This window comes from Amycolatopsis sp. BJA-103 (assembly GCF_002849735.1).
Lineage (GTDB): Bacteria > Actinomycetota > Actinomycetes > Mycobacteriales > Pseudonocardiaceae > Amycolatopsis.
In genome coordinates this window covers 5,510,712-5,528,698 of sequence record NZ_CP017780.1, presented here as the reverse complement: position 1 = coordinate 5,528,698, position 17,987 = coordinate 5,510,712, and the positions used below count along the sequence as shown (strand labels likewise).

Below are 17,987 nucleotides of genomic sequence, written 5' to 3'. Positions count from 1 at the left end.
GTTCCGGTATGGACGAAGGCGAGGTGACCGAGCGCGGAGCGCACCATGTCCAGTCGCTGGAACGCGGGCTGGCGGTGATCAAGGCGTTCAACGCGGACGCGGCGGAACTCACGCTGAGCGACGTCGCCCGCTCCACCGGGCTGACCAGGGCGGCCGCCCGCCGGTTCCTGCTGACCCTCGTCGACCTGGGATACGTGCGCACGGACGGCAAGTACTTCTCGCTCACCGCACGGGTCCTCGAACTCGGTTACTCGTACCTGTCGAGTCTGTCGCTGCCCGAGGTCGCCCAGCCGCATCTGGAACGGCTGTCCGCCGAGGTGCACGAGTCGAGTTCGGTCTCGGTGCTCGAAGGCCTGGACATCGTCTACGTCGCGCGCGTGGCCGTTTCACGGATCATGACCGTCAGCATCAACGTCGGCACCCGCTTCCCGGCCCACGCGACCTCGATGGGGCACGTTCTGCTGGCCGGCCTCGAAGGCGAAGACCTGCACGGCTACTTCGACGCGGCCAAGCTCGAGAAGCTGACCGCGCACACGCTGACCAGGCAGCAGGACCTGATCGCCGAGCTGAAGCGGGTCTACCGGCAGGGTTACGCGATGGTCGACCAGGAGCTCGAAGAAGGTCTCCGCTCGATCGCCGCGCCGATCCGGGACCGGCGGGGCCGGGTCGTGGCCGCGGTCAACCTCTCCACCCACGCCAGCCGCACGACGCCGGAGTCGGTCGAGCGCGAACTGCTGCCGTCGCTGCTCGTGGCGGCACAGGCCATCGAGGCCGATCTGGCGTCGGCGCCGCCGACCAAGGCAGGAAACACGAAGGCAGGGCATGGCTGAGGTCGCCGGGCTGCTGCTCGCGGCCGGGGCCGGGCGCCGGTTCGGCGGGCCGAAGGCGCTCGCCGTTCTCGACGGTGAGCCGTTCGTCATCCGAGCCTTGCGAGTGCTGGCCGACGCCGGCTGCGCACCGGTCCGGGTGGTCCTGGGTGCCTCGGCCGAGGAAGTCCGCAGGCTGTTGCCGGGTCCTGAGGTCGCCGTCCTGGCCGAAGACTGGGAGTCCGGCATGGGTGCGTCACTCCGCGCGGGCCTGAACGCACTGGAAAAGAGCGGCGCCGAAGCCGCCGTCGTGCATCTCGTGGATCTGCCCGGCGTCGGTGCCGACGTGGTGCGCCGAGTCGCCGCCGGAGCCGATGGGAACACTGTCGCGCGCGCCACCTACGACGGCGTTCCCGGTCATCCCGTCGTACTCGGCCGCCGCTGGTGGCCGGAGATCGTGGCGGGCGCGTCTGGGGACAAAGGCGCGCGAGACTGGCTGAAGGGACGCCCGGACCTGCGGCTCGTCGAATGCGGCGACCTCGGCACCGGGCACGACGTGGACCGCCGCGAGAACCTTCCAGGCTGATCTCGCGCTCCCCGGGGCATACGATCGGGAAGTGACCGTCGAATCGCCGGAGAAACTGGCCGAAGCCCTCGAATCGGTCGGCTACCTCGCCGACGACGGCATCGCCACGGCCGGGTTCCTCGCGCTGCGGCTCGGCCGCCCCCTGTTCTGCGAGGGCGAACCGGGCACAGGCAAGACCTCGCTCGCCTTGGGGCTGTCCGAAGCGCTGAGCCTGCCGCTCATCCGGCTCCAGTGTCACGAGGGGATCGACGCGGCGCAGGCACTGTACGAATGGGACTTCCCCCGCCAGTTGCTGCACTTGCGGGCGCTCGAAGCCGCGGGTGACGGCGGCCTCGACGTCGAGGCCGCCGAGCAATCCCTTTACACCGAACGTTTCCTGCTCTCCCGGCCGTTGCTGAAGGCGTTGCAGACCGCGCCGTGTGTCCTGCTGGTCGACGAGATCGACCGGGCCGACGACGAGTTCGAAGCCTTCCTGCTGCAACTCCTCGACGAGAACGCGGTGACGATCCCCGAGTTCGGCGAGGTGCGTGCCGAACATCCGCCGCTGGTGGTGCTCACCTCCAACCGGACGCGGGAGGTGCACGACGCGCTGAAACGCCGCTGTCTCTATCACTGGCTCGAACACCCGGACCTCGCCCGCGAGATCGAGATCCTGCGCCGCAAGATCCCGGGCCTGGGCGAAGGGCTCGCGGTGCAGGTCGCGACGGCGGTGCAGCGCCTCCGGGCGATGGAGTTGCTGAAGCCGCCCGGAGTGGCGGAATCCCTGGACTGGGCCCAGGCGCTGCTCGCCCTCGGGATGTCCGAACTGGACGCCGCGACCGGCGCGCGAACCCTGGGTTCGGTCCTCAAGTACAGCGAAGACCTCGACAGGGTCCGCGCCAAACTGGACAAACTCCTCGCCTGAGCCGCTTCAGCGCCGCCGCAGCGACGCGTCGAGCAGTGACGGCGGGGTGTCCATCTTCTCCTCCGGCGCGAGGTCGACGCCGGGAGCGACGATCTCGTCGATCGCGTCGAGGACGTCGGCGGGCAGCACCGTGTCCGCGGCGGCGAGTTGCGACTCGAGGTGCACCGGCGTGCGCGGTCCGATGATCGCGCTGGTCACGGCCGGATGGGCGGTCACGAAGCCGAGCGCGAGCTGGATCAGCGTCAGGCCCGCCTCGTCGGCGACCTTGGCCAGGCGTTCGACGGCCTCCATCCGGGCCCGGTTGGCCGGGATGGCGAGGTCGAAGCGTTGCGGCCGGCTCTTCGCGCGGTTGGTGGTGATCTCCCGGCCCTCGCGGACGGCGCCCGAAAGCCAGCCCGAAGCGAGCGGGCTCCACACCAGCACGCCGAGCCCGTACTCCTCGGTCACCGGAAGAACGTGCGTTTCGATGCCGCGCTGCAGGATCGAATAGCTGGGCTGCTCGGTGACATACCGGCTCAGGCGGGCTTCGCGGGCGGCCCACTGCGCCTGCACGACGCGGTACGCGGGGAAGGTCGACGAACCGAAGTAGCGGATCTTCCCCGTGCGCTGCAGATCGGTCAGCGCCGAAAGGGTCTCCTCGTCGCTGGTCTTCGGGTCCCAGCGGTGGATCTGGTAGAGGTCGACGTGATCGACGCCGAGGCGGCGCAGGCTGTTGTCCAGCGCGGTGACCAGCCAGCGGCGTGACGCGCCCTGATGGTTGCGGTCGTCGCCCATCGGCATGGTCGCCTTCGTGGCCAGCACGAGATCTTCACGGCGGCCGGCGATGGCCTTGCCGACCATCTTCTCCGACTCCCCGGCGCTGTACATGTCGGCGGTGTCGACGAAGTTGACCCCGCCCGCCAGCGCGGCGTCGACGATGGCGGTGGCCTCGTCCTGGGTCGTGCGCCCGATCGCGCCGAAGTTCATCGCGCCGAGCGCGAGGGTGCTGACCTGCACACCGGTCCTGCCCAAGGTGCGGTACTGCATGACGGTGTCCTCCATGGCAAAATGAGCAAGCGGAACGTTGCTCCGCTAACAATACGGAGCACTGTTCCGTTTGGCAACCGAAGGAGTGGCGTGATGAGTGAAGAGGGCACCAAGACCAAACGCGCGGACGCCCGGCGCAACGAGAAGACCCTGCTCGACGCGGCCGCCGCGGTCTTCGTCACTTCGGGCGTCGAGGCGCCGGTCCGCGACATCGCGGCCAAGGCGGGCGTCGGGATGGGCACGATCTACCGGCATTTCCCGACCAGGGCTGACCTCATCATCGCCGTCTACCGGCATCAGGTCGACGCCTGCGCCGAAGCCGGGCCGGAACTGCTGGCGTCGAGCGCTTCGCCGTATGAGGCGTTGCGCCGCTGGATCGACCTCTTCGTCGACTTCCTGGTCACCAAACACGGCCTCGCCGGGGCGTTCCAGGCGGACAACACCGGTTTCGAGACGTTGCACGCCTACTTCCTCGACCGTCTGCTGCCCGTGTGCGGTCAGCTGCTCGACGCCTCGGCGAAGGCCGGTGAGATCCGCTCCGATCTGCAGGCGATCGAGGTCATGCGCGGCGTCGGGAACCTCTGCATCGGTGCCGACAGCGACCCTCGCTACGACGCGCGCCGGATGGTCGGGGTCCTCATCGCAGGGTTGAGGACTTAGCCGTTCAGCATCTTCAGGAAGCCGTTCTCGTAGAGCACGGGATCGGCGTCGTAGCCGACATGCTGCGAAGTTCCCTTCGGCGTCACGTAAGTACGGCCGGCCGCGGCGCCATCCTGTCGCACGTCGACCTTCGCCGTCCGCAACTTGACCGGGCTCACGTCGTCGAGCACCTCGGACGAGGCGAGGGTGTCCCACCAGAACGCCGTCCCGTCCTGGACGTACGGCGCGAGATCGGGCTGCGTGACGATCGCGTGCACCAGTTTCGCTTCCGCTGTCCGGCCTTCCCGGCCCAGACGCTCCACATAGGACGGTGTGATGGGGACGTCGTTCGTGGCGTCCAGCGGGACGATGTCGACCCGGCGGAGCCCGGCGAAGACCTTGTCCGCCGAAGCGGGGTCGAGCCAGATGTTGACTTCCTGGGTGCCGTCGAACTTCTCCGCGTCCGGGCCGAACACGTTGCCGGGGACGTCGAAGGCGCCGCCCATCACCGAAAGCCGCGAAATGCGCTGTGCCACACCGGGAACGTCCATGGCTTTCGCGACGTTCGTGAGCGGCCCGGTCGCGATCACGACGACCGGTTTGGCCGACTTGAGCACCGTCGCGGCGAGCAGCGCCGACGCGCGGATCTTGGACGGACGGTCCGGGACCCCCACGTCACCGAGCGCGCCGTTGAGGATGCTTTCGGTCCAGGCGCGGCCATCGGCGGGCATCGGGTTCACGCCGTGGTCGGAACCGTCGGCGACCGGAATGCCGGAGAGACCGCATTTCCCGAGCGCCGTCCGCACGTGGGTCAGCGCGCGCCCGGGGGTCCCGGCGCCGTTGTTGGTGACGGTGACCGCGCGCAGGTCGATGCGGCGCTGTTTGTGCGCCTGGCACAGATACGCGAGCGTCGCGATGTCCGCGAAGTCGGAGTCGCCGTCGAACACGACCGGGACCGGCGAGGACGGCGGGGTCGCCGAGGCGGCCGGGGCGACGGCCACGCCGAGGGCGCAGGCGAGGAAGGCGGCGAGCACGGCACGGGACGAGAACATGGCGTCACCGTAGCGAGGATTTCCGGCAGGACCTAGGTCCTCTTCCGCGCCGAATCCATGGCGACGGCTCAGCGGGCGCGCTACAACTCGGTTATGGAACGTACACAGTGCTGTGTGGTGGGGGGCGGTCCGGCGGGGATGGTGCTCGGGCTCCTGCTGGCACGAGCCGGGGTCGAGGTCACCGTTCTCGAGAAGCACAAGGACTTCTTCCGCGATTTCCGCGGTGACACGGTCCATCCGCCGACGTTGATGCTGCTCGACGAACTCGGGCTCGGCGAACGGTTCGCGGAACTCCCGTCGAAACGGCTGGAGAAGATGCGGATGGTGATCGGCGACGCGACGATCGTCGCCGCCGACTTCAGCCGGATTCCCGGGCCGTACAAGTACATCTCGATGGTCCCTCAGTGGGACTTCCTGAACCTGCTCGCCGAAGCGGCGGCCGGGGAGCCGACGTTCACCCTGCGGATGGGCGCCGAAGTCATCGGGCTCCGCGAGGGCGGCGGGGTGCGTTACCGCGATTCCGACGGCGTGGAACGGGAACTGGCCGCGTCGCTCGTGGTCGGCTGCGACGGCCGGGATTCCCTGGTGCGCGCGGAAGCGGGACTCGTGCCGCACGAGTACGACGTGCCGATGGACGTGTGGTGGGTCCGCGTGCCCAAACTCGAAGACACGGGCAAGGAAGCCCAGGTGTTCGGCTGTTTCGCGAACGGCCTCGCCGGGATGACGATGGACCGCGGCGAGTACTACCAGACGTCGTACCTGATCCGGAAGGGGCAAGACGAGGCACTGCGTGCCGAGGGCATCGAGAAGTTCCGCGAACGGATCGGTGGGCTGTTCGGCTGGGGTGAGGGCGAACTCGCCGCGATCCGCGATTGGGACGACGTCAAACTGCTGAAGGTCCGGATGTCCAAGCTCCCGCATTGGTATTCCGAGAGGGTGCTCTGCATCGGCGACGCCGCGCACGCGATGTCGCCTGCCGGTGGGATGGGCGTCAACATCGCCGTGCAGGACGCCGTGGCGGCCGCGCGGATCCTCGCCGCCCCGCTGCGGCGCGGCACGCTGACCGCGCGGGACCTGGGCCGGGTGCAGCGCCGCCGGAACTTCGTCGTCACTCTCACCCAGAAGATGCAACTGGGGGAGCACAAGATGCTCGTCGAGCCCGCCCTCGACGGGACGCTCACCGAGCGGACGATCCCCCTGCCTCTCCGGATCTCGGACCGGTTCCCGCTGCTCACGGGCCTGAGTGCGTTCATGGGTGGTATCGGCCCCTTTCGCGAGAAGACCCCGGCCTTCGCCCGCCGCTGACGCCGCGTTTCGTCCTCTGGTCGCGGTCCTTGCGCGTGCAACTACCGCAACCAGAGGACGAAACGCGGGCACAATGGAGAGGTGAGCGACCCACTCGCGGGTTTCGTCGGCTTCGCGGAGGCTTTGCGCGAAGCCGGTTTGCCGTGCGACGCGCACCGAGTGCAGGCGTACCTCGCGGCCGTGGGCGAGATCGACCTGGCCGATCCCGAGCAGCTGTACTGGGCCGGGCGGCTGACGCTGTGCGCAGACCCCGACGACCTCCCCCGCTACGACGCCGCGTTCGACAGCTGGTTCACCGAAGCGGAAACCGGACCACGGCGGCGAGGCCGGGAGGCGGCCCCGAAGCGCGCCAGGATCGCGACGCTCGCGCAGTCACCGGGCCAGGGCGAGTCCGGCGCGGAGCCCGATCAGCTCCGCGTGGCCGCGAGTGAGGACGAGGTCCTGCGCCATCGAGACCTAGCCGAACTGACCGTCGCCGAACGCGCCCACCTGCGGGAACTCCTCGCGAAACTGCGCCCGGCCCTCCCACCGCGGTCATCGCCGCGCCGCCGCGCCGCCCGGCGGGGGACCCTCGATCCGTCGCGCACGCTCCGGGCGATGCTGGCCGGCGGCGGCGAGCCCGTGCGGCTGGCGTACCGGCGGAGGGGGACCAAACCACGTCGTCTCGTCTTCCTGATCGACGTCTCCGGCTCGATGGGGCCCTACGCCGACGCTCTCTTGCGGTTCGCGCACGTCGTGGCCCGGCGTGCCCCCGGCCGGGTCGAGGTGTTCACCCTGGGCACCCGGCTCACCAGGGTGTCCCGCCAGCTGCGGCTGCGCGATCCCGAGTACGCGATGCTCGCCGCGGCCGCCGCCGTCCCCGATTTCGCGGGCGGGACCAGGCTCGGCGAGACCCTGCGAGCCTTCCTCGACCGCTGGGGGCAACGCGGCGTGGCCAGGCGTTCCGTGGTCACCGTGTTCTCCGACGGCTGGGAACGGGGCGACCCCGGCCTGCTCGGCGAGCAGCTCGCCAGGCTGCGGCGGCTCGCGCACGCCGTATTCTGGGTGAATCCGCACGCGGGGCGGGCAGGTTACGCTCCCGTGCAGTCCGGCATCGTGGCCGCGCTCCCGTACCTCGATCGGCTGCTCGCCGGGCACAGCTTGGCCACTTTGGAACGACTGCTGGTGGAGATCGCCGATGCGTGACGTACTGGACGAACTGCACCGCCGCTGGACGGCCGGTGAAACCGTGGGGGTCGGCACGGTGGTGGCGACGTTCTCGTCGGCACCCCGGAGCCCGGGCGCGGCGATGCTCGTCGCGCCGGACGGCACGGTCACCGGCAGTGTCTCCGGCGGCTGCGTCGAGGGCGCCGTCTACGAACTCGCGCAGCAGGTGGTCGCCGAACGTGCCCCCGTGCTGCAGCGCTACGGCGTCAGCGACGACGACGCGTTCGCGGTCGGGCTGACCTGCGGCGGGATCATCGACATCTACGTCCAGCAGGTCGACCGCGAGTCGATGCCGGAACTCGGCGACGTCGTCGAGTCGGTCCACAGTGGACAGCCGGTCGCCGTCGTGACGGTGATCGAGCACGAACGGGAAGGCCTGGTCGGGGAGCATCTGATCGTCTGGCCGGACCGCGTCGCCGGTTCGCTCGGCTCCTCGCGGATGGACGACGCCGTCGTCGACGACGCGCGCGGAATGCTCGTGGCGGGCCGCACCGGCACGCTGCACTACGGGCCGGACGGGCAACGACGCGGCGAGGGGATGACGGTCTTCGTCAACTCCTTCGAACCGCCGGCGCGCCTGCTGGTCTTCGGTGCCATCGACTTCGCCGCCGCGATGGCGAAGATGGGCGCGTACCTCGGCTACCAGGTCACCGTCTGCGACGCGCGGCCCGTGTTCGCGACGAAGAGCCGCTTCCCCGACGCGGACGAGGTCGTCGTCGACTGGCCGCATCGCTATCTCCGTGCCGAAGCCGACGCGGGCCGGGTCGACGGCCGGACCGCGATCGCCGTGCTCACCCACGATCCGAAGTTCGACGTGCCGCTGCTGGAGGTCGCGTTGCGCCTCGACGTCGGCTACGTCGGCGCGATGGGCTCGCGCAAGACCCACGACGACCGGTTCTCGCGGCTGCGCGAGGCCGGGGTCACCGAAGCGGAACTCGAACGGCTGTCTTCGCCGATCGGCCTCGACCTCGGCGCGCGGACACCCGAGGAGACCGCGGTGTCGATCGCGGCGGAGATCATCGCGCTGCGGTGGAGCGGTTCGGGTTCGCGGCTCGCCGAACTCAGCGGCCGGATCCACGGCTGACGCCGGGCACCGGGACCGCCTGACTCGACTTGACCACGTCGAAGGCCGGCAGGGTCTCGAACCGGTTGACGTGCTCGGTGAACAGGTCCCTGGCCAGGTGGCGGCTCGCCTTGAGATCCGGGGTGAGCAGGACGACGACGTAGTCCCACTGCCCGACGATGCTGTAGCAGTGCTGGACGCGTGGTTCGGCCAGCATGCGCGCACGGAACGCGTCGTGATGCTCCACGTCGTCGTCGGTCAGCGCGACCAGGATGACCGACGCCATCCCGGCGCTCAGCGCCTCCGGATCGAGCACGGCGACCTGCGCGCGGATCACGCCCGCGGCGCGCAGCCTGGTCAGCCGCCGCTGGACCGCGCTCGGGGAGAGGCCGACGGCGTCACCCAGCTCGTGCAGCGGGTGGGCCGCGTCGACCTGGACGAGGTCGAGCAGCAGGTGGTCGATCTCGTCCAGGGTCACGCAAGATTTTTGCACGCGGGCGCGAAAATTTACAATCGGCATGATCGGCTTCCCGCCTAGCTTGGGCGTCATGACCGACATCGACCTGCAGCTGGACCACGTCGCCGAGGCGGCGAAGGTGATCGATCCCGTTTTCCTGAACTCCCCGCAGTACAGCGACGAACAGCTGAACGAGCGCCTCGGCCGTCGCGTGCTGGTGAAGATCGAGACGCTGAATCCGTTGCGCAGCTTCAAAGGCCGCGGTGCGGACTACTTCGCCGCCGGGCTGGAGCCGGGCACCACGATGGTGTGCGGGACCAGCGGCAACTTCGGGCAGGCCGTCGCGTTCGCCGCCCGGAAACGCGGCTTGCGGGCCGAAGTCTTCGTCCCCATCGACATCTCCCCGGTCAAACTCCGGCGGATGAAGGCCTTGGGCGCCCGGGTGCGCCGTGTCGATGGCGAGGCAAAAGCCGTCGCTGCCGCCTTCGCCGCCGAAGCGCCGGATCGCGTCTTCGTGGTAGACGGCCGTGAGCCCGAGATCTCCGAAGGGGCGGGCACGATCGGCCTGGAGCTGGCGCGGGAAAGCGGGATCGACACGGTCGTGCTCCCGGTCGGCGACGGCGCGCTGATCGCCGGGGTCGCGCTCTGGCTCAAGGCGCACTCGCCGGACGTCCGGATCGTCGGCGTCGGCACCACGTCGGCGCCGGCCATGGCGAGGAGCTGGAAAGCAGGGGAGCCGGTCACCGTCGACCGGGCGAACTGGTTCGCCGGCGGGATCTCGATCCGGACCCCGGAACCGGAATCCGTCCGGCGCCTGCGGTCGCTGGTCGACGATTTCGTCCTGGTCACCGACGACGATCTGCGCGCGGCCATGCGGCTGGGCGCGGAAACCCTCGGCGTCGTCCCGGAACCCGCCGGTGCCGCCGGTCTGGCGGCGCTGACCGTGCACGACCTGCCGGGCGAGTCGGCCGCCACCGTGGTCACCGGGGCGAACGCGGATCTCTCGGTGCTGGGCATGGCGGGCTGAGCGGGCGCGTCGGTCCAGGGGGTCGTGAGTGGGGATTCGGGTTAGAACCGAAGGGGTCTTAGGTACCTGCTGTTGTGGCTGGAGTTGGTCGCAGGTCCGTGAAGGCCTCCTTGCCTACTCTGAAGGTAGTGAAGGTCCCCTTCACCCCTTTTCCGAGTACATGAAGGCCCCCCTTCCTGTACCTAGGCGCAAGGAAGGGGGCCTTCATGTACTGCGGGGGCGAGCCAGAGCGGCAGTGGCGTGGTGGGCCGTCGTGAGGGCCGCGCCAGCCGGTCGGCTGCCCTGAAGGCCACCTTTGAGACGGTCAACGTCCTCAAGGTGGCCTTCAGGACAAAGGCCGGGTGCCCCCAATGTCACATTGGAGACGCTCAGTGTCCCCAACGCCGCATAGGGGGCATCAGCTTTGAGCGACCAGGCGAAGTCAGCACTCACAGCCCGATCAAGGTTCTAACCCGAAACCCCACTCACGACCAACCCGGTCGGCTCAGTGACGTCAGTCGATCAGCCGCTGCCCGCCCCGGGCGGCGGCTGGTGTGCTCGGAACATGTTGCTGAGACGCACCTTGACGGTGTTCGCCGCCATCGGACTGCTCCTCGCCCCGGTCACCGCGCAGGCCGCCACCGCGCAAGCCGGTACCGAACAAACCGCCGCACAACAAGCCGGTCGGCTCACCGAATGTTCGGACGCCGATCATCGCGGGGACAAACGGCTCGGCCCGGAGAAACTGCCGGTGCTGGGCGACGTCGGGTTCCAGCTCATCGGCTATCGCCGCACCGGGACCCTGCCGCACAAGAGCTTTCTCGACACCTATTACGACTCGGCGGCCGCTTCCTGGCGCTACCCGCCCAAGAACGGTTACGTCCTGCGGCCCGACGGAACGCCCATCCAGTACGTCGTCACGCTGACGCCGGGCAAGCGGATCGACCGGTACGGCAGCGAGTACGGCAGCTTCCTCGCACCGAAGGGCTCCCCGTACGCCTCGCGGGCGATCCCGCCGCAAAGCCTCGACTCCACACCGGGCGCGAGCTGCAACTACCACGCCTATCAGGTCAAGAAGTCGTTCGCCGTGCACTCCGGTCCGATCGCGGCCTGGTTCGCTCAGCCGGGTGGGGGATTCCAGTATCAAGTGGACGGTGCGTTGCTGCCCGGCGCACCGGGTCCGGTCAACGTCGGGTGGTTGATCACCAACGGCTTTCTCGAGCGTTTGAAGTAGTCCTAACAGAACCGCATCTGCGGAGAAAAGCACGAAGTGGCAACGCGTTTGCGGGCCCGGTCGGGAACCACCCCCTGGTGGGGGTTGTCCCGGCCGGGCAGAAGTAGCACGCTCGACTGTGAGTCCGATCACGGTCATCCCGGGGTCGGTCCGTGACAACCGAATGTACGGCCGCTCCCGAACGACCCCGGACCAGCGCGGGGTTTCTCTTGCTTTTGGAGGCCTGATGCGCATCACCGTCACCGTCGACGGCACCAGCTACACAGACGACGTCGAGCCCCGCACCCTGCTCGTGCACCATCTGCGCGAACGGGTCGGGAAGGTAGGCACCGTGGTCGGTTGCGACACCAGCAACTGCGGCGCCTGCACCGTCCACCTCGACGGGCACAGCGTGAAATCCTGTTCGGTACTCGCGGTCCAGGCCGACGGCTGCGAGATCACCACGATCGAGGGACTGGCCCGCGACGGCGAACTGCATCCGGTGCAGAAGGCCTTCCACGAGAATCACGCGCTCCAGTGCGGTTTCTGCACTCCCGGCATGATCATGCAGTCGATCGACCTGCTCGCCGACAATCCCGATCCGGACGAAAAGGCCGTCCGAGAAGGACTCGAAGGCAACCTGTGCCGCTGCACGGGCTACCAGAACATCGTCCGCGCGGTGCGCGACGCCGCCCACCAGATGCGGCCCGGTGCGGGTCCCGAAGCCGAGCGGCTCGCCTCGGACACCGCCTCCCGCGTCGGCGCGGGTGGTGAGTGATGACCTCCACGATCGAACCGGAGGTCGGCAAGTCGCGCCGCCGCAAGGAGGACGAGCGCCTCATCACCGGCCGGACGCGCTGGACCGACAACCTGACCCTCCCCGGCATGCTGCACCTCGCGGTGCTCCGCAGCCCGTTCGCGCACGCCAAGATCGTCTCGATCGACGTCTCCGAGGCGAAGTCGGCGCCGGGGGTCGTCGCGGTGTTCACCGGCATGGACCTCGACCCCGAAAGCGCCATCGGCATGCCGTGCGCGTGGCCGATCACGCCGGACATGAAATCGCCGAGGCGGCCCATCCTCGCCTCGGACACGGTGAACTTCGCCGGTGAAGGTGTCGCGGTGGTCGTCGCCCGCACGTCGGCCGAAGCGCATGACGCGCTCGAAGCGATCGACGTCGACTACGACGAACTACCGGTCGTCCTCGGGCTCGAGAACGCGCTCGCCGAGGGCGCGCCGCTGGTGCACGAAGATCTCGGCACCAACCAGAACGCCGTCTGGGTCTTCGATTCCGCCGCCGCGGGAACGGGATCCGACGTCGAGGACGCGATCGCGAAGTCCGAAGTCGTCCTCAAGCGGCGGTTCCGCCAGCAGCGCCTCGTGCCGGCGTTCATGGAACCGCGGGCGTGCGTCGTCGACCCGACCGGCAGTCAGCTGGTCATGTGGTCGGCCACCCAGGTCCCGCACATCCTCAAGACGATGACCGCGGCCACGCTCGGCCTCCCCGAGCACAAGGTGCGGGTGATCGCGCCGGACGTCGGCGGCGGGTTCGGCGGCAAGATCGCCGTGCTGCCCGAAGAGATGATGGCGACGCTGATCGCGCGGCGGCTCGGAAAACCGGTCAAGTGGAACGAGACCCGTTCGGAGACGATGGTCGCCGCGCACCACGGCCGCGACCAGATCCAGGACCTCACGATCACCGCGAACCGCGACGGCACGGTGACCGGCCTCAAGGTCGAGCTGCTCGCCGACATGGGCGCGTACCTCGGGCTCGTCGGTCCCGGCGTGCCGATCCTCGGCGCGTTCATGTTCAACGCCATCTACAAGTTCCCGGCGTACCACTTCGCCTGCACCAACGTGTTCACCAACACCACGCTCACCGACGCGTACCGCGGCGCCGGGCGGCCGGAGGCCACGTTCGGGATCGAGCGGATCATGGACGAACTCGCCGTCGAACTCGGCATGGACCCGATGGAGCTGCGCGAGAAGAACTGGATCAAGCACGAGGAGTTCCCGTTCACCACGGTGGCCGGGCTGACCTACGACTCGGGCAACTACGAGGCCGCCACCGCTAAGGCCAAGGAACTCTTCGACTACGACGGTCTCCGCCGGGAGCAGAAGGAGCGGCGGGAATCGGGCGACTCGGTCCAGCTCGGCATCGGCATCTCGACGTTCACCGAAATGTGCGGCCTCGCGCCGTCGCGGGTGCTCGGCTCGCTCGACTACGCGGCGGGCGGCTGGGAACACGCGGACATCCGGGTGCTGCCGACCGGCAAGATCGAGGTCATCACCGGCGCCTCCGCGCACGGCCAGGGGCACGAGACGGCCTGGAGCCAGATCGTCGCCGACAAACTCGGGGTCCCGTTCGAGGACATCGAGGTCATCCACGGCGACACCCAGTCCTCGCACAAGGGCATGGACACCTACGGGTCCCGGTCGCTGGTGGTCGGCGGGGTCGCGGTGGTCAAGGCGGCGGACAAGGTGCTCGCCAAGGCCAAGCCGATCGCGGCGCACATGATGGAGTGCGCCGAGGACGACCTCGAGTTCGAAGCGGGCAAGTTCTCCGTCAAGGGCACGGATTCCTCGACGTCCATCCAGGACATCGCGTGGGCCGTGTTCTCGGCGCACGACCTGCCGGACGGGGTCGAACCCTCGCTGGACTCGTCGGACACGTTCGATCCGGAGAACTTCTCCTTCCCGCACGGAACGCATCTGTGCGCGGCCGAGGTCGACACCGAGACAGGGCGCGTGAAGCTGCGCTCCTACGTCTGCGTCGACGACGTCGGCGTGGCGGTCAACCCGCTGATCGTGGAGGGCCAGGTGCACGGCGGACTCGCGCAGGGCATCGCGCAGGCGTTGTTCGAAGAGGCCGTCCACGACGAAGGCGGGACGCTGACGACGGGCACGTTCGCCGACTACCTCCTGCCGTCGGCCGCGGATCTGCCCAACTTCACCACCGACCGCACCGAGACGCCGTCGACGACGAACCCGTTGGGCGCCAAGGGAGTCGGCGAGGCGGGCACGATCGCCTCGACCCCGGCGGTGGTCAACGCCGTAATCGACGCCGTCCGGCACTTCGGGGTGAACGACATCGAAATGCCGTTGACCCCGATGCGGGTCTGGCACGCCATCCAGCACCAGACGACCGCCGAGGGCGGCTTGGGTTCCGAAGCCGGTGGCGGCCTCGGTTCGATCGACGCTTCCGGAGGTGCCCAGTGATCCCGGCTCCGTTCGACTACGTCGCTCCGTCCACAGTGGACGAAGCGATCAGCGCCCTCGCCGAAGCGGGCGAGGACGCCAAAGTGCTGGCAGGCGGGCAAAGCCTGCTGCCGGTCCTGCGGATGCGGCTGGCCACGCCGACCACGCTGATCGACCTCGGGAAGATCGGCGAACTGCGCGGCGTCCGCGAGGACGGCGACGCGCTGGTCATCGGTTCGATGACCACGCACTACGACGTCCAGCGGGACACGCTGATCGCCGAGCACGCCGCGTTGCTCAAGGCCGCCACCGACACGGTGGCCGATCCGCAGATCCGCCATCGCGGCACGTTCGGCGGAGCCATCGCGCACGCCGATCCGGCGGGCGACCTGCTGGCCCCCGTCCTCGCGCTCGGTTGCGAACTCGTCGTCGCCGGGCCGGGCGGGCGGCGGACGATCGCCGCGGCGGACTTCTTCCAGGACATGTTCACCACCGCGCTCGCCGCGGACGAGATCCTGGTCGAGGTCCGCGTGCCGAAGCACACCGGCTGGCACGCCCACTACGAGAAGTTCAACCGGGTCGCGCAGGCGTGGTCGATGGTCGCGGTCGCGGCCTGCGTCCGCATCGAGGCGGGCACCATCGAGGAGGCGCGGGTCGCGCTCACCAACATGGGCTCGACACCGGTGCGGGCGGCCGGGGTCGAAGCGGCGCTGGTCGGCTGTGCGGCCACCGCCGAGGCGATCCGCGGCGCGGCCGAACACGCGGCCGAAGGCACGAACCCGACGGCGGACGGCAACTCCGACGTCGAATACCGACAGCATCTCGCCAGGGTGCTGACCGGCCGGGCGGTCCTCGCCGCGGCAGGTTCTTGAGAGAAAGGGAGGTCGGCCCGTGCGGCTCGACCACGCATTCACCGTTCCCGCCCCGGTCGACGAGGTCTGGAAGGCCGTCGTCGACCCGGAACGGGTGGCGCCGTGCATGCCCGGCGCCACCGTCACCGAAGTCGACGGGGACGCCTTCAAAGGCACGGTGAAGGTCAAGCTCGGGCCGATCTCCCTGCTCTACAAGGGAGCCGGCCATTTCGTCGAGAAGGACGCCGACGCGAGGAAAGTGGTGATCAAGGCGTCCGGCAAGGACGCCCGGGGGGCGGGTACGGCGTCGGCGATGGTGACGCTCACCCTCTCCGAGAAGGACGGCGTCACTCATGGCGCCGTCTCCACGGAGCTGGCGGTCACCGGCAAACCGGCGCAGTTCGGGCGCGGGATGATCTCCGAGGTCGGCGGCAAGATCCTCGACTCGTTCGCGGACTGCCTGTCCGGCAAGCTCGGCACGACGGCCGCACCCGAGCCCGAAAAGCCCGAAACCCCGGAGCGTCCACCGTTGAAGGCGGTGAAACCGGTGGCGGAGGGCGAGGCCATCGACCTGATGGAGTACGCGGGCGAGTCCGTGGTCAAACGGGTGGCGCCGGTGCTGGTCGCGCTCGCCGGGGTGCTCCTGATCGTCGCGATCGTCCGCGCCTCGAAGCGCTGACTGTGACCCAGAGCGCGAAATAGCGGCCGTCGTGAGCCGTTGAACCCGGTATGAAGGCGGATCACGAAGTCGACGTGGCGGTGATCGGGGCGGGCCAGGCCGGGCTGTCGGCGGCATATCACCTGCGCCGCGCGGGATTCGCCAACGAGGCGGGTTTCGTCGTGCTCGACCACGGCAAACGGCCTGGCGGCGCGTGGCAGTACCGCTGGCCTTCGCTGCTCGTGGAGAAGGTCCACGGCATCTACGACCTCCCCGGGATGGCCTTCGGCACCCCGGACCCGAAACTGCCCGCCGCCGACGTCGTCTCCGAGTACTTCGGCCGCTTCGAGCGCACCTACGACCTTCCGGTCCATCGCCCTGTCGACGTCCTGTCGGTGAGCAGTGAGGAAGACCGCCTGGTCGTCGCGAGCGCGACGGAAACCTGGGCCGCCCGCGCGGTGATCAGCGCGACCGGCACCTGGGACCGGCCGTTCTGGCCGTACTACCCGGGGCAGGAGACCTTCCTCGGCCGTCAGGTGCACACCGCCGACTACACCGGCGTCGGCGACTTCCGCGGCAAGCGCGTCGTCGTGGTCGGCGGTGGAGCGTCGGCCGTCCAGCTGCTGCTGGAGATCGCGCCGTTCGCGCGGTCGACGCGCTGGGTGACCCGGCGTCCGCCGGTCTGGCGCGACGAGCCGTTCAGCGAGGACTGGGGCCGCGAGGCCGTCGCCAAGGTCGACAGGCGGGTCCGGGAAGGGCTGCCGCCGGAAAGCGTCGTCAGCGTGACCGATCTGGCGGTGACGCCCGAGGTACGGGCGGGACGGGAAGCGGGGATCCTCGACCCGCACCCGATGTTCGAGCGGATCACCCCGGACGGCGTGGTGTGGGCGGACGGCACCGCCGAGCCCGCCGACGTCATCCTGTGGGCCACCGGTTTCCGGGCCGCCATCGACCATCTCGCGCCGCTGCGCCTGCGCGGGCCTGGCGGCGGGATCCGGATGGACGGCACCAGGGTCGTCGCCGAACCGCGCCTGCACCTGGTCGGCTACGGCCCCTCCGCCAGCACCGTCGGCGCGAACCGGGCGGGCCGCACGGCCGTCACCGAGATCCGGCGCCTGCTCGGAGGCTGAGGTCGTCGAGGATCCCGGCCAGCCCGGCGGGCTTCCGGAAGAAACCGGCGTGACTGCTCGCGAGTTCGCGGACGTCGAACGGGTTGTCCGGGGTGAGCGCGTCGCCCTCGGCGATGTAGAGGTCCTGGACGGCGAGCGGTAACGAATGGTCCCTGGTCAGCTTGACGAACGTACGCGGGATCCGGCCCCAGGAATCCTTGTCGGCACGGACGTCCCACTCGGGGCCGGTCAGCCAGAACACCTCGTCCGGCTGGCTCGTGACGATCACCTGGAGGAATTCGTCCTCGGTGAGTTCGGCGGCGACGGCGTCGCGAAGTGCGGCGCGTCGCCCGCGGTCGGCGCCCCGCCAGTTGACCCGGACGAAGCCCTGCTCCACCGGATCTCCGAGGAGCAGTGGGGCGATGGCGGTGAAGAACCCGGCGGACGCCCATGCGGGCAGCACCGCGTACTCCCCGGGGGCGCGGTCGACCGGGCACTGGGCGGCGACGTAGACGATCCGGTCGATCAGTTCGGGGATCGCGTTGGCGGCGGCGGTGACCGGGAGCCCGCCGAAGCTGTGCGCCACCAGGACGACCGGGCCGTGGTGGCGCACCCGCTGGACGGCGTCGACGACCACCCCGGTGAAGTCGTCCAGGGTCAGGTCGCTCATCACCGACGGTTCGGCCGCGAAGGTTTCGAGGTCCTGTTCGTGGTAGGCCCGGGTGATCCCCGCTCCCCGGCCGGGGAGATCGACGGCGAGGGTCCGATGGCCGTGCGAAGCCATTTCCCGCTGGGTCGCCGACCAGGCGTGCGCCGCGCTTCCGGAACCGTGCACGAAGACGAAAGTCGGAATCATGCTTCCGATTGTGGCGTACTCCGGCGGCCGGTGAGGACCGTCGCCCGAAAGGGAG

18 protein-coding genes are annotated in these 17,987 nt (G+C 69.5%); 14 read left to right on the top strand and 4 right to left on the bottom strand.

Features of this window, described 5'->3' with window-relative positions:
- Nucleotides 1–8 precede the first annotated feature (8 nt).
- The 3 genes from BKN51_RS23995 to BKN51_RS23985 are packed head-to-tail and all read left to right on the top strand — an operon-like array spanning nt 9 to nt 2,296.
- Complete coding sequence (locus BKN51_RS23995) at nt 9–830, top strand: IclR family transcriptional regulator domain-containing protein (protein ID WP_101609737.1); 822 nt, start codon at nt 9–11, stop codon at nt 828–830.
- Entirely contained in the window at nt 823–1,392 is a 570-nt protein-coding gene (locus BKN51_RS23990) for a nucleotidyltransferase family protein (RefSeq protein ID WP_101609736.1), read from the top strand. The genes BKN51_RS23995 and BKN51_RS23990 overlap by 8 nt, the downstream gene beginning before the upstream one ends.
- 31 nt (nt 1,393–1,423) lie before the next feature.
- Nucleotides 1,424–2,296: an AAA family ATPase gene (locus BKN51_RS23985; RefSeq protein WP_101609735.1), complete on the top strand. Its 873-nt coding sequence runs from the start codon at nt 1,424–1,426 to the stop codon at nt 2,294–2,296.
- Between the two features lie 6 nt (nt 2,297–2,302).
- Here the strand turns inward: BKN51_RS23985 and BKN51_RS23980 are convergent, their stop codons facing one another.
- Nucleotides 2,303–3,322: an aldo/keto reductase gene (locus tag BKN51_RS23980; RefSeq protein ID WP_101613424.1), complete on the bottom strand. Its 1,020-nt coding sequence runs from the start codon at nt 3,320–3,322 to the stop codon at nt 2,303–2,305.
- Between the two features lie 93 nt (nt 3,323–3,415).
- On the opposite strand from BKN51_RS23980, the gene BKN51_RS23975 reads away from it, so the two are divergent.
- Nucleotides 3,416–3,982: a TetR/AcrR family transcriptional regulator gene (locus tag BKN51_RS23975; RefSeq protein ID WP_101609734.1), complete on the top strand. Its 567-nt coding sequence runs from the start codon at nt 3,416–3,418 to the stop codon at nt 3,980–3,982.
- Here the strand turns inward: BKN51_RS23975 and BKN51_RS23970 are convergent.
- A complete protein-coding gene (locus BKN51_RS23970; RefSeq protein ID WP_101609733.1) occupies nt 3,979–5,013 on the bottom strand; it encodes a nucleoside hydrolase in 1,035 nt (344 codons plus the stop codon). The two genes, BKN51_RS23975 and BKN51_RS23970, sit on opposite strands and share 4 nt — an antisense overlap.
- A 93-nt stretch (nt 5,014–5,106) precedes the next feature.
- On the opposite strand from BKN51_RS23970, the gene BKN51_RS23965 reads away from it, so the two are divergent.
- From BKN51_RS23965 to BKN51_RS23955, 3 genes are all read left to right on the top strand, one after another.
- A complete protein-coding gene (locus BKN51_RS23965) occupies nt 5,107–6,318 on the top strand; it encodes an FAD-dependent oxidoreductase (protein ID WP_101609732.1) in 1,212 nt (403 codons plus the stop codon).
- An 81-nt stretch (nt 6,319–6,399) separates the two neighbouring features.
- Entirely contained in the window at nt 6,400–7,503 is a 1,104-nt protein-coding gene (locus tag BKN51_RS23960) for a vWA domain-containing protein (RefSeq protein ID WP_101609731.1), read from the top strand.
- Nucleotides 7,496–8,608, top strand: coding sequence for an XdhC family protein (locus BKN51_RS23955; RefSeq protein ID WP_101609730.1), 1,113 nt, complete (start codon nt 7,496–7,498; stop codon nt 8,606–8,608). Before BKN51_RS23960 ends, BKN51_RS23955 begins: the two co-directional genes overlap by 8 nt.
- On the opposite strand, the gene BKN51_RS23950 is transcribed toward BKN51_RS23955, so the two are convergent.
- Nucleotides 8,586–9,065, bottom strand: coding sequence for an Lrp/AsnC family transcriptional regulator (locus BKN51_RS23950; protein ID WP_101609729.1), 480 nt, complete (start codon nt 9,063–9,065; stop codon nt 8,586–8,588). The genes BKN51_RS23955 and BKN51_RS23950 overlap by 23 nt on opposite strands.
- A 70-nt stretch (nt 9,066–9,135) precedes the next feature.
- Between BKN51_RS23950 and BKN51_RS23945 the strand changes: the two genes are divergently transcribed.
- From BKN51_RS23945 to BKN51_RS23915, 7 genes are all read left to right on the top strand, one after another.
- Nucleotides 9,136–10,071, top strand: a complete 936-nt coding sequence (locus tag BKN51_RS23945; RefSeq protein ID WP_233223008.1) for a threonine ammonia-lyase — start codon at nt 9,136–9,138, stop codon at nt 10,069–10,071.
- Nucleotides 10,072–10,615: 544 nt separating this feature from the next.
- Nucleotides 10,616–11,284 carry a TNT domain-containing protein gene (locus tag BKN51_RS23940; protein WP_233223009.1) on the top strand — a complete coding sequence of 223 codons (669 nt, stop codon included), beginning with the start codon at nt 10,616–10,618 and terminating at the stop codon, nt 11,282–11,284.
- Nucleotides 11,285–11,510: 226 nt separating this feature from the next.
- Nucleotides 11,511–12,041, top strand: coding sequence for a (2Fe-2S)-binding protein (locus tag BKN51_RS23935; RefSeq protein WP_101609727.1), 531 nt, complete (start codon nt 11,511–11,513; stop codon nt 12,039–12,041).
- Nucleotides 12,041–14,479 (top strand): xanthine dehydrogenase family protein molybdopterin-binding subunit, encoded by a 2,439-nt coding sequence (locus tag BKN51_RS23930; protein ID WP_101609726.1) that lies wholly within the window; start codon nt 12,041–12,043, stop codon nt 14,477–14,479. The genes BKN51_RS23935 and BKN51_RS23930 overlap by 1 nt, the downstream gene beginning before the upstream one ends.
- On the top strand, nt 14,476–15,330 hold the full coding sequence (locus tag BKN51_RS23925) for an FAD binding domain-containing protein (protein ID WP_101609725.1): 855 nt from the start codon (nt 14,476–14,478) through the stop codon (nt 15,328–15,330). The genes BKN51_RS23930 and BKN51_RS23925 overlap by 4 nt, the downstream gene beginning before the upstream one ends.
- Nucleotides 15,331–15,349: 19 nt before the next feature.
- Nucleotides 15,350–15,988 carry an SRPBCC family protein gene (locus tag BKN51_RS23920; RefSeq protein WP_101609724.1) on the top strand — a complete coding sequence of 213 codons (639 nt, stop codon included), beginning with the start codon at nt 15,350–15,352 and terminating at the stop codon, nt 15,986–15,988.
- Between the two features lie 50 nt (nt 15,989–16,038).
- Nucleotides 16,039–17,097, top strand: a complete 1,059-nt coding sequence (locus tag BKN51_RS23915) for an NAD(P)-binding domain-containing protein (protein WP_101609723.1) — start codon at nt 16,039–16,041, stop codon at nt 17,095–17,097.
- On the opposite strand, the gene BKN51_RS23910 is transcribed toward BKN51_RS23915, so the two are convergent.
- Nucleotides 17,066–17,932 carry an alpha/beta fold hydrolase gene (locus BKN51_RS23910; protein WP_101609722.1) on the bottom strand — a complete coding sequence of 289 codons (867 nt, stop codon included), beginning with the start codon at nt 17,930–17,932 and terminating at the stop codon, nt 17,066–17,068. The two genes, BKN51_RS23915 and BKN51_RS23910, sit on opposite strands and share 32 nt — an antisense overlap.
- Nucleotides 17,933–17,987 lie beyond the last annotated feature (55 nt).